Annotated in this window: 10 protein-coding genes; 5 read left to right on the top strand and 5 right to left on the bottom strand. The window is 43.3% G+C overall.

The features are described from left to right. From CDG76_RS24480 to CDG76_RS24460, 5 genes are all read left to right on the top strand, one after another. Positions 1-560 (top strand): substrate-binding domain-containing protein (locus CDG76_RS24480; protein WP_190240966.1); only part of this gene is annotated, 560 nt, incomplete at its 5' end. 559 nt (positions 561-1,119) lie between these two features. Next, the gene (nifH, locus tag CDG76_RS24475; protein WP_094351482.1) at positions 1,120-2,076 is read left to right on the top strand and encodes a nitrogenase iron protein; all 957 of its coding nucleotides are present in this window, start codon (positions 1,120-1,122) and stop codon (positions 2,074-2,076) included. A gap of 359 nt (positions 2,077-2,435) precedes the next feature. Next, a complete protein-coding gene (gene nifE / locus CDG76_RS24470) occupies positions 2,436-3,875 on the top strand; it encodes a nitrogenase iron-molybdenum cofactor biosynthesis protein NifE (RefSeq protein ID WP_094351481.1) in 1,440 nt (479 codons plus the stop codon). After that, positions 3,875-5,185 (top strand): nitrogenase iron-molybdenum cofactor biosynthesis protein NifN, encoded by a 1,311-nt coding sequence (nifN, locus tag CDG76_RS24465; protein WP_094351480.1) that lies wholly within the window; start codon positions 3,875-3,877, stop codon positions 5,183-5,185. The genes nifE and nifN overlap by 1 nt, the downstream gene beginning before the upstream one ends. Positions 5,186-5,238: 53 nt before the next feature. Beyond that, the gene (locus CDG76_RS24460; protein WP_094351479.1) at positions 5,239-6,492 is read left to right on the top strand and encodes a glycoside hydrolase family 10 protein; all 1,254 of its coding nucleotides are present in this window, start codon (positions 5,239-5,241) and stop codon (positions 6,490-6,492) included. A 146-nt stretch (positions 6,493-6,638) separates the two neighbouring features. Here the strand turns inward: CDG76_RS24460 and CDG76_RS24455 are convergent, their stop codons facing one another. The 5 genes from CDG76_RS24455 to CDG76_RS24440 form a co-directional block, all read right to left on the bottom strand. Then, positions 6,639-6,830: a DUF6887 family protein gene (locus CDG76_RS24455; RefSeq protein ID WP_094351478.1), complete on the bottom strand. Its 192-nt coding sequence runs from the start codon at positions 6,828-6,830 to the stop codon at positions 6,639-6,641. Next, positions 6,827-6,940: a DUF6888 family protein gene (locus tag CDG76_RS39700; RefSeq protein ID WP_442946390.1), complete on the bottom strand. Its 114-nt coding sequence runs from the start codon at positions 6,938-6,940 to the stop codon at positions 6,827-6,829. Before CDG76_RS39700 ends, CDG76_RS24455 begins: the two co-directional genes overlap by 4 nt. 69 nt (positions 6,941-7,009) lie before the next feature. Further along, a complete protein-coding gene (locus CDG76_RS24450) occupies positions 7,010-8,491 on the bottom strand; it encodes a site-2 protease family protein (protein WP_094351477.1) in 1,482 nt (493 codons plus the stop codon). A gap of 325 nt (positions 8,492-8,816) precedes the next feature. After that, positions 8,817-9,839, bottom strand: a complete 1,023-nt coding sequence (locus CDG76_RS24445) for a spore photoproduct lyase family protein (RefSeq protein ID WP_094351511.1) — start codon at positions 9,837-9,839, stop codon at positions 8,817-8,819. A 104-nt stretch (positions 9,840-9,943) separates the two neighbouring features. Then, on the bottom strand, positions 9,944-10,300 hold the full coding sequence (locus tag CDG76_RS24440; RefSeq protein WP_094351476.1) for a hypothetical protein: 357 nt from the start codon (positions 10,298-10,300) through the stop codon (positions 9,944-9,946). Between the last annotated feature and the right edge of the window lie 147 nt (positions 10,301-10,447).

The raw sequence follows: 10,447 nt of genomic DNA, 5'->3' as shown, positions 1-10,447 counted from the left end.
ACATCGCTGGGATGCATCTGTACGATCCTGAGACTGGTGAGTATAATACTCCCTTTGTTCGAGATGTTCTGGCTGGAAGGGAAGCAGTTCTGATTACCCTTGGTGTCTGGGAGGAGGGACTTTTGTTAAAGTCAGGGAACCCAATGGGAATTAGAACAGTTAGTGACTTAGTTGCTGGGGGAGCGACTATTGTTAACCGCGAAATAGGTTCTGGTAGTCGGATGCTTTTGGAACAAACACTCCAAAAAGAGCAGATACCGTTCGATGCTGTTCAGGGCTTTGACAATATACTCAAAAGTCACCAAGATGTTGCCCAAGCTGTAGTCAGAGGAGTTGCCGATGCTGGTATGAGTACGGCATCTGTAGCTACCGCCTTTGGGTTGGGATTTATCCCTTTACATCGGTCACGATATGATTTGGTGATTCTTAAGGAATATTTGGAAGAAGCACCTGTACAGCAGTTGCTCAGTACTTTGGGACATCGAATGGTTCACTCCCAATTTGAAATTCTCGGCGGTTACGATATCAGCAAAATCGGGGAAGTTGTAGCGACTGTTTAGAGTGGATTGCAATGGTTGGTTGTGGGTTAAAGGAAAACTTGGCGTAAATTTAAATTCCTGCTGCAACCACTCTTTAGGTATGAGCAACCTTCAGGGGATTACAACAACTGGTAATGCTGAATTCGTAATTCGGATTTCAATTTGAGTTTCCGGCTTGGAATCTGTAGCTTTCTTTTTCCCAATTGGTGTTATACCAATTCAATTCATGACTGCAACAATCCTTGGGTAAAGACGCGATGAATCGCGTCTCTACAAATGGTCTATTTGTCGCTTTCTTTTTTCCAATTGGTATTGCTACCGCTAGAGAAATCATTTAAGTGAGCGGATGGTAATACTTGCAATATTCCTTGAGTAATGACTAATGGTCAACGAAAACTGACCAAAACTTGAATATGTTCTGGATTCGGACTCTTTTTGCTGTAGAACGAGCACCTCCAACAACGTTCTATATCAGGTTGCTGCTGTAATTTTACAGTGCAAGTACCTCCGGTAGGCACAAAGTGCCAACGCCTCATAAACTGACAGACCCAGCAAACAAACAATTACAGGATCAATCATCATGTCCGACGGCAAAATTAGACAAATTGCTTTCTACGGTAAAGGTGGTATCGGTAAATCTACTACCTCCCAAAATACCCTCGCTTCTATGGCGGAAAAGGGTCAACGCATCTTGATTGTGGGTTGCGACCCCAAAGCTGACTCTACTCGATTGATTTTGCACTGTAAAGCCCAAACCACCGTGCTGCACTTGGCTGCTGAACGGGGTGCTGTGGAAGATATCGAACTTGAAGAAGTTGTAATCACTGGCTTCCGAGATATCAGATGTGTAGAATCAGGCGGGCCAGAACCTGGTGTAGGTTGCGCCGGTCGGGGTATCATCACCGCCATCAACTTCCTCGAAGAAAACGGTGCTTACTCAGATGTAGATTTCGTATCCTACGACGTATTGGGCGACGTTGTGTGTGGTGGTTTTGCTATGCCAATTCGTGAAGGTAAAGCCCAAGAAATCTACATCGTTACCTCCGGTGAAATGATGGCGATGTTTGCAGCTAATAACATTGCTCGTGGCGTTCTCAAATATGCTCATACTGGTGGTGTACGTTTGGGTGGGCTGATTTGTAACAGCCGTCAAACTGATCGGGAAGACGAACTGATTAGCACCCTGGCTGCCAGACTGAATACCCACATGATTCACTTCGTCCCGCGTGACAATATCGTGCAACACGCCGAACTGCGCCGGATGACAGTGAACGAGTATGCGCCTGACAGCAAACAAGCTAATGAATACCGCACATTAGCGGACAAGATTATCGGCAATACAAATCTTACAGTTCCCACACCCATCGAGATGGATGAGCTAGAAGATTTGTTGATTGAATTTGGCATTCTTGAAAGTGAAGAAAATGCTGCAAAAATGATTAGCCAAGCAGATGCTGCTAAGAAGCTAGAAGACGCTCAAGGCGAAGCACTAGAAGCTCTGAAACAAGGAAACGTAGAAATAGTTTCCGGTAGCTAAGACTCAAGAGCTAAATACAAAGTAAATATTAGGTGGGCTATTCTCGCCCACTTTCTCACCAATCTTTTAAAATGGAGGTAATCGAATAGCTAATCTTAACCTCTGAGTGTTTTATCGTCACCGTGTTAACACTAATCTACTAAAGTATACACAGCAAAATTAATACTTTAATACTTTAGTTCATGTTTTTGTTTTTTCCTTCTCTAACCTAGTTGATGTTTATATTTTAGGGAATGATAAATTCTCTCGATCATTCCCTTTTATTCCATGTTTTAGATACATTAATAAATGAAAGTCCTATAAAAGCCTTTGGGAATTCAGTTAACATCTAACAAATTCTACCTATTGTCACCAAACAAATGAATCCCACTCCAGGAAAAACCAACGATTCACTCAGTGACTCCAATTCCGAAGATGCTCGTCAGCAGAAACAAAAGAAAAAAAAGTCCTCCACACAATTACCCCAACCTGGAACTACTCAAGGGAGTTGTGCTTTTGATAGTGCAATGATTACCCTAGTACCAATCACCGATGCTGCTCATGTAGTCCACGGGCCAAGTGGCTGTGCTGCCAGTATTTGGGGAAGTTACAGCAGTCTCTCATCGGGTTCGATGCTGTACAAAATACGCTTTACCAGCGACATCGATGAGAACGATATCATCTTTGGTGGAGCCAAAAAGCTGTACAAAGGCATTTTAGAATTAGCAAGACGCTACAAACCGATGGCGGTATTTGTTTACTCCACTTGCATCACCGCCCTGATTGGAGATGACATCGAGGGAGTTTGCAAAGATGCCACCGAGAAAACAGGAATACCCACTATCCCAGTACATTGTCCTGGCTTTATTGGGAACCAAAATTTGGGCAATCGTGTTGCTGGTGAAGCGTTGCTAGAACATGTTATTGGAACAGCTGAACCAGATACTAGTACACCTTATGACATCAACCTAATTGGTGAACATAATATCGCAGGTGCAATATGGAATGTTCTACCGTTATTGGAGAAATTAGGTATCAGAGTTTTGGCAAAAATTACAGGCGATGCTATCTACAAAGAAGTTTGCTATGCCCATCGTGCCAAACTTAACGTGCTGCTCTCCTCCAAAGCACTAATTAACATGGCAAAAGGGATGGAGAAAAAATATGGCATTCCCTATATTGAAGAGTCTATCTATGGTATTGAGTCAATCAATCAATGTCTAAGGAATATTGCTGCCAAGTTGGGTAATTCTGATTTGCAGGAACGCACAGAAAAACTAATTGCAGAAGAAACTGCTGAAATAGATGAAAAACTCGCTGTTTATATCACCCGATTGCAAGGTAAGCGTATTATCCTTTCTATTGGAAGTTTCAAGAGTTGGTTGATTATCTTTGCTGCTAAGAACTTGGGGATGGAAGTTATTGCTATTCTGACTAAGAATAATACTGAGGAGGATAAAATTAGAGTCAAAAGTTTGCTGGGTCAAGATGGCATAATTCTAGAACAAAATAGTCCTGAAGAAATTTTACAGCTAATTAACCAAAATCAAGCTGATATGTTAATTGCTGATAAACGCCATCAAGACACCTCTCTCACTGCTAGGATTCCATTTCTAGATATTAATCAAGAACGCAATCATGCCTATGCAGGGTATATAGGAATCTTAGAGGTAGCACAAGAACTGTATGCCGCTTTTTACAACCCTGTGTGGGAACAAGTATACCAGCCAGCCCCGTGGTCAGAGGATGAGGGAGTAGGGGAAGTAGGGGAAGCAGGGGAAGCAGGGGGAGCAGGGAATTCTTCAGAGGAGGAAATTTGATGGCGATTATTAGCGTTACGAGTACATCTGTTGCAGTTAATCCCCTGAAGCAAAGCCAAACTGTGGGTGCAGTTTTAGCCTTTTTGGGGTTGAAGGGAATCATGCCTTTATTACACGGTTCTCAAGGTTGTACTGCTTTGACTAAGGCGGTATTAGTACAACATTTCCGTCAAACGATTCCTCTTTCCAGTACGGCGATGACCGAAGTTGCAACCATTTTGGGTGGTGAGGAAAGAGTTGAACAAGCAATCTTGACTTTGGTGCAGAGATCCAAACCAGAAATTATCGGTCTTTGTAGTACTGGACTCGTGGAAACCAGAGGCGATGATATGGGGCGCTTTGTTAAGGAGATTCGCCACCGTCACCCAGAACTAGATTATTTACCAATTGTGCTTGTCTCTACACCGGATTTCAAAGGTACATTACAGGATGGCTTTGCTGGCGCAGTTGAGAGTATAGTCAGGGAAATTCCCCAAAAAAGCTCTAAGCAAGATGCTTGCCCTACACAAATCACTATTTTGGCGAGTTCTGCCTTCACACCAGGTGATGTCCAGGAAATCAAAGAAATTGTCACTTCCTTTGGAATTGTACCTATTGTTGTACCCGATCTTTCTGGCTCTTTAGATGGTCATATAGAAGATTCCTCTAGTGCCATTACAGCTAATGGCACTACTTTGTCACAATTGCGCTCAATTGGTAGTTCTGTATTCACTTTGGCACTAGGTGATAGTATGCGGGGTGCGGCGCAAATTTTGGATCAGAGATTCAATATACCTTATGAGGTATTTGGTGAACTGACGGGACTAGCAGCAGTAGATAAATTCCTGCAAGCATTGGCGGATATCAGTGGTGTCAGCGTACCAGAGAAATACCGCCGTCAACGCCGGCAGTTGCAATATATGATGTTGGAAAATCACTTTTACTTTGGTTGCAAGCGAGTTTCTTTGGCGCTGGAACCAGATTTACTTTGGTTAACAGTTGCTTTTTTGCGATCGCTAGGAGTTGAGATTCACTCAGCGGTGACAACAACACGCTTTCCTCTACTAGAAAAACTGCCGATCAAGAGCGTCACTATCGGCGATTTGGAAGACTTTGAGCAATTGGCGGTTGGGTCTGATTTACTAATTACCAACTCTCATGGAGTAGCGATCAGCCAACGCTTAAAAATTCCTCTCTATCGTCAAGGTATTCCCATTTTTGACCGCTTAGATCATGGTCAGTTTACCAAGGTTGGCTATCGAGGTACTATGCAACTTTTATTTGATATTGGCAATCTGTTTTTAGAGCAGGAAACAAAGGTTAAGCATTAATATTAGTTATCATGCCAATGTTTCCTTCACTGACACAGACATTTTAAATAATGATGAAAAGGTTTGTAGAGTGGTGTGTTGAGTTTTCTTCTTGGTGGAATATCCGCCAAAGTAGAAAGTCTCTTTTGTTTATCGTTATGCTTGCCTTGAGTGCGATCGCTACGATGATATTATCGTTCCCTTTGAACGCTCAAATTAAGCTGCCGTCAACGCCAAAATCGGAATTAAGGGGAGTGTGGCTAACAAATATTGATAGTGATGTCTTATTTGAGCGCGATCGCCTCAAGGGATCTTTGCAACGTCTTGATGAACTCAATTTTAACACCATATATCCGGCGGTTTGGAATTGGGGATATACATTGTATCCTAGCAAAGTTGCCCAAAAAGTTATCGGGCGATCGCTCGATCCCACACCCGGACTCAAAGGGCGAGATATCCTCAAAGAAATTGTGGATGTGGGACATCAAAAAGGGTTAACGGTGATTCCCTGGTTTGAATTTGGCTTCATGGCTCCAGCAGATTCCCTGTTAGCTAAAAATCGTCCCCAATGGCTCACAAGTCGCAGTAATGGGACTCGGATTGTCAAAGAAGGGACACATAATCGCGTTTGGCTAAATCCCTTTCGCCCAGAAGTACAACAATTTATTCAAGATTTAATCGTTGAAATTGTTAGAAACTACAATATCGATGGTATTCAATTTGATGACCATTTTGGCTTACCATCAGAATTAGGATACGATGCCTATACAGTGGCACTTTACAAAAAAGAACACCGCGGAAAAGCTCCCTCCAAAAACTTTAAAGATCCAGAATGGGTACGCTGGAGAGCTAACAAAATCACCGAGTTTATGAAACGGGTATTTACAGCCATTAAAGCTACTAAAAAAAATTGCCTGGTTTCCGTTGCTCCTAATCCTCAACGTTTTTCTTATGACTTCTTTTTAGCAGACTGGCAGAAGTGGGAACGGCTAGGAATCATTGAAGACTTAGTTTTGCAGATATATCGAGATGATTTGAATATCTTTGTTAGCGAATTAGAGTATCCAGAAGTGAAAGCGGCCAAGAGCCATATTCCAGTGAGTGTAGGCATTTTGGCTGGCTTGAAAAATAAATCCGTACCGATGCAGCAGATTCAGACACAAGTGCAAAAAGTACGCGATCGCAATTTTGCCGGAGTCTCTTTCTTTTTCTATGAAACCCTCTGGAACATGAGCAAAGAAAAGCCTCAAGAGCGTCAAACTGCCTTCCAGAAAATTTTTCCCACACCAACAGCTTACCCGAATTTGCTAGCAGGCTGGAAACCATAAGAAAGGATGAAGGATGAAAGTTAATACTTTATCCTTCACACTTATACTCGTCAGTCAGACTGCTCCGGTTTTGCGCTCAATCCCCGTTAAAAAACTGAATTACGAATTACGAATTACGAATTACGAATTACGAATTACTAATTATTTTAACTAGCTTGCTGTCCAAACCGTCTCTGTAAATCAGCCTCCGCTTCCTCAATTGTCATCGGCATCTGTTTTGGAGATTGGGCACGTCTCTTGTCGATGTAGATATGGAATGCTTCATCGTCGTTGCGATGCTCCAAAATATAAGTTCTTAGCTGCTCTAAAGGCATTTGTTGAAAGTTAGGTTTTGTCATAACCAAAGAATTTCTCCAGTTAGTGTTACCTCAGCTTCGATTGAATTATTCGCCAAGATATAAACATTTCTGGTGCGCTCGTCTAATCTTACAAGGTCTAATTCGTTTATAAACCCTGGTAAGTTGAGCGCACACCCGAATTGCGGATATTGCTTGTTTGGGTGTAGGCTCCATAAACACTATCCTATTCCTAAACGCCCAGCCAAGCCGGGAGTGAGGGGTAAAAGAGTAGTAATCATCAAGAATAGAGCCAAAAGCCCCAAAGCGGCTCTAGCATCATCTGGTTCAGTGACTTCATTCAAGCTAGGGCGTTCTTGATCCCGTTGCAAAAAGAAAATCACGATCGCCCAGTACATGGCAATCATATTACCGAGAGACACTAGCGCCAGTAAAATTAAAGTTGCGATCGTTGCCCGTCCTGCGGTTTTGCGTCCATAAATCGCTTGAATAATCCGCCCACCATCGAGTTGTCCGGCTGGCATTAAGTTCAACGCGGTAATTACTAACCCCAGCCAACCAATAACTACTAGGGGATGAACGCTTACCAAGGGTGACTGCAACGCCGAACCAAGGACAACTCGCGCCAAACTTCCCACCAAAATCGACCCTTGGAAAAACTGATTGGGCAATTGAAATAAACTACCTGGGTGGGAAAGCAGCAAGCCTGTCACCAGCATTAACAAAGAGACAATACCACCTGCGGCTGGCCCTGCTAAGGCAATATCAAATAATACCTTGCGGTTGGGCAACAGAGACTCAAAGCGGGTAATTGCACCAAAGGAGCCAATTTGCACTGCGGGTAGAAAGAATGGCCAGCTAAGGCGAATTTGGTGACGCTGTGCAAGTAACCAATGACCAATTTCGTGAGCTACTAAAATCGAAAATATTCCAGCGCCTATGGGCAAAGCTTCTTGAAACCGCCCTGGATTGCCAAAAAAATCAAAATTCAGCAGTAATCCCGCAGCTTCTAAATTAGTCGCAATAGTTGCTATTAACAAAATACCTGCAAAGACTTTTTGCGATCGCAACATCGGCCGGGGATCGTTGCGGCTCGGTAGGACAATCATCACGGGTCTACCGTCTGTGTTTTCCACTAAAAACAGACGATAGCGATCGCCAAGGCGTTGCCGTAAACTTGCAGTTAGACGGTTGTGAGTCTCTTCTGGTTCTCCCCGCAAATTGCCTTTAAAAATGGCTCCATCTTGGTAAGCGATCGTTTCTGTGGCAAAAAATGTATCGATACCGAAAATACCTTTAATTGCATTCAAGTCATCTTCCGGTATTGGCGGGATTTCCGCTTTCAGTTCTGTGACTGCTAGTTGTGGGGAATTTGCTGCAAGTGAGGAAGCAGCGGCGAGTCTTTCGGTTGCGCGTTGCTTGAGGATGTCATCTTGCCCAGCAGCGCGTAACTGTCTGCCCAAGTAAACATACAATCCGGCGGATGTCACCACCAAGAACAATATACCCGCTATATTGATGTAAATCCCTGCGGCAAACAATCCAAAAAACAGGAGCCAGGGAGTCATCAACACCACCGACTGTAACCAGGCTAAGATTCCCAGCTTACCAAAAGGTCTGGCGCGATAAAAGCCCCAGCCTAAAATGCCTAAAGCTACCAGTAGGATTGCCGCCAGGATAGAAGTTTCTGATAAAGTAAACATCTCCAAACCTTTGCTATTGAGACTAAGCCAGAACAAGTCCGGTATTGCAGATACACTATTAATTTATAACGTTGCCTGTCCTCTGCCCAAATTATCTCGCTTTGAGTGGTCATAGCCAAACCCACGCGAGAGGTAAAAAAGTTCGTAGTCAGGACTTTAGTCCTGGATTTTTAAGCACTTCAGTGCTTATACCAATTCTGTGTGTTACGGCTTTACCCTAACGAACCTGAGCAACCTGAAAAGAGAGCGATCGCATAATAATATAGCGATCGCTCTCTAACCCAATAATTAATTTGCTCAAACTCTATATGAGCGAAGTAGTCTTCTAAGTCCAATAAAGAATTTCAGCATTTGGAAAGCGCCTACTAATCTCACTCTCAAAAAAGCTACGCAACGCCTTCATTGTATCTTTCTCATAAACGTACTTCGTCCCGCCAAACTTATTACGCTTGACGCTGCGTTTTGCCTCATCCATCTCTAATTTGGATTGCGGATACCAAGTTTGTAACACTTCTTTTGACCCAGGCGTGAACCGATGTGAGATGAGTTCAAAGGTAAGGTTACAATCAAAATCCAGTGCCTCGTTTATCTGGTCAAACAAACGACTATAGTGCATTTGCCAATCATCTATTGGCATAATTGGCGCAATAACCAAACCTACTGGATAACCGCCACCGCTACGCTCTTGTGGTAACGCCAACCGTCGGAATGCATTCAGTCTGGATGCTACGGATGCTGTGCCACCTTCAAACTTACCAGAAATCGGTGCGGCATTAACGCTCATCCGACAGCGAGTATGCCCATTGTGTGGTAAATCGAGTAATCCATCCACAGCATCAAACTTCGATACCCAACGTAGATGTGCATTGGTACGAGTGCCAAAGTAACGGATACATTCAGCAAGACTTCCAGTTAAATGCTCAATACCCAATGGGTCTGTGTAACAGCTAACTTCAAAACTTGTGGTTTTTCCCTGTTGCTCGTAGTTAGCTAAGTTCTCTAATATCTGCGGTAAGTTTGCAAAAGCTCGGATGACAGGTGGCCCTGACAAACTACCCGCTAGGTAGCAGTATTGACAGTGAGCCGGACAACCTTCGGCAAGGTGAAACTGCCAATCGGCAGAAGGTGGAATAGGACTCAGTTTAAAAGAACTGGGTGGTGCAGTAACCACCGCTAAGGTACGCTTGGCGATGTTGTAAGTATCTCGCTCAGACTCACCGCGCAGACCCTTCAGGCGGTTCTGTGATAATTCTTCTATTGGTAAGTTGAGTGACTGCACACGTTTAAGAATCTGCTGCCCCCAATCTTCATCTAGGGCAGCAGGTGTAAACAGTACCCGTTCAGGTATCCACAACCTTGGCGATTTTGTTTGTGTATCTGATACTGAAACTTGGTCTGTAATGGTATTCAGCAATATCGTTCTCCGTTATGAAAGTTTGCTGATTTCTGCAATTAATTTTCCAAGACTTGCTTAATTCGTCGCTCTAACAAATCAAGATCCAAACTGCCTTCATCACGGTTAATTCGGCGCACAGTGGAATTAACATTAGCTAAATTAACCAATAAATCTTGAAGAATTTCCTGCTGCTGACGGGCTTGAGTAACTTCGTGTGGTTCCTGTACTAAATCACGCACGATGGTATCTTCAGCACGAGAGGCGATAATTGGATCGCTCTGCCCTTGAACGTGAACAAAGGTTCGTCGTCCTGGGCCTCGCTCCTCTTCTATTGGTATAACTGCTGTTACTTGGTCAGAACGCACATATTTGCCAAATCCCAAATGGACTAGCTCTGATGAAAGTATTTTCATATAATTGAAGCGTTATTTTTATGTCTTACTTATATTATAAAATCTAGAAAAGTGACTTGAAGCCATAGACCATACGGGTTATACCCAATTCAAGGTAGTAGTTTCCTTTCCCAATTGCTGCTTGATATCTCTATGTCAATCACACTG

This window comes from Nostoc sp. 'Peltigera membranacea cyanobiont' 210A (assembly GCF_002246015.1).
Taxonomy (GTDB): Bacteria; Cyanobacteriota; Cyanobacteriia; order Cyanobacteriales; family Nostocaceae; genus Nostoc.
This window is presented reverse-complemented; position numbering and strand designations above follow the sequence as displayed.

What these genes read in the sequence shown, in the direction of transcription:
- nifH (WP_094351482.1), top strand. Translation starts at nt 1,120, where the DNA reads ATGTCCGACGGCAAAATTAGACAAATTGCTTTCTACGGTAAAGGTGGT.
- nifE (WP_094351481.1), top strand. Translation starts at nt 2,436, where the DNA reads ATGAATCCCACTCCAGGAAAAACCAACGATTCACTCAGTGACTCCAAT.
- nifN (WP_094351480.1), top strand. Translation starts at nt 3,875, where the DNA reads ATGGCGATTATTAGCGTTACGAGTACATCTGTTGCAGTTAATCCCCTG.
- CDG76_RS24460 (WP_094351479.1), top strand. Translation starts at nt 5,239, where the DNA reads ATGAAAAGGTTTGTAGAGTGGTGTGTTGAGTTTTCTTCTTGGTGGAAT.
- CDG76_RS24455 (WP_094351478.1), bottom strand. Translation starts at nt 6,830, where the DNA reads ATGACAAAACCTAACTTTCAACAAATGCCTTTAGAGCAGCTAAGAACT.
- CDG76_RS24450 (WP_094351477.1), bottom strand. Translation starts at nt 8,491, where the DNA reads ATGTTTACTTTATCAGAAACTTCTATCCTGGCGGCAATCCTACTGGTA.
- CDG76_RS24440 (WP_094351476.1), bottom strand. Translation starts at nt 10,300, where the DNA reads ATGAAAATACTTTCATCAGAGCTAGTCCATTTGGGATTTGGCAAATAT.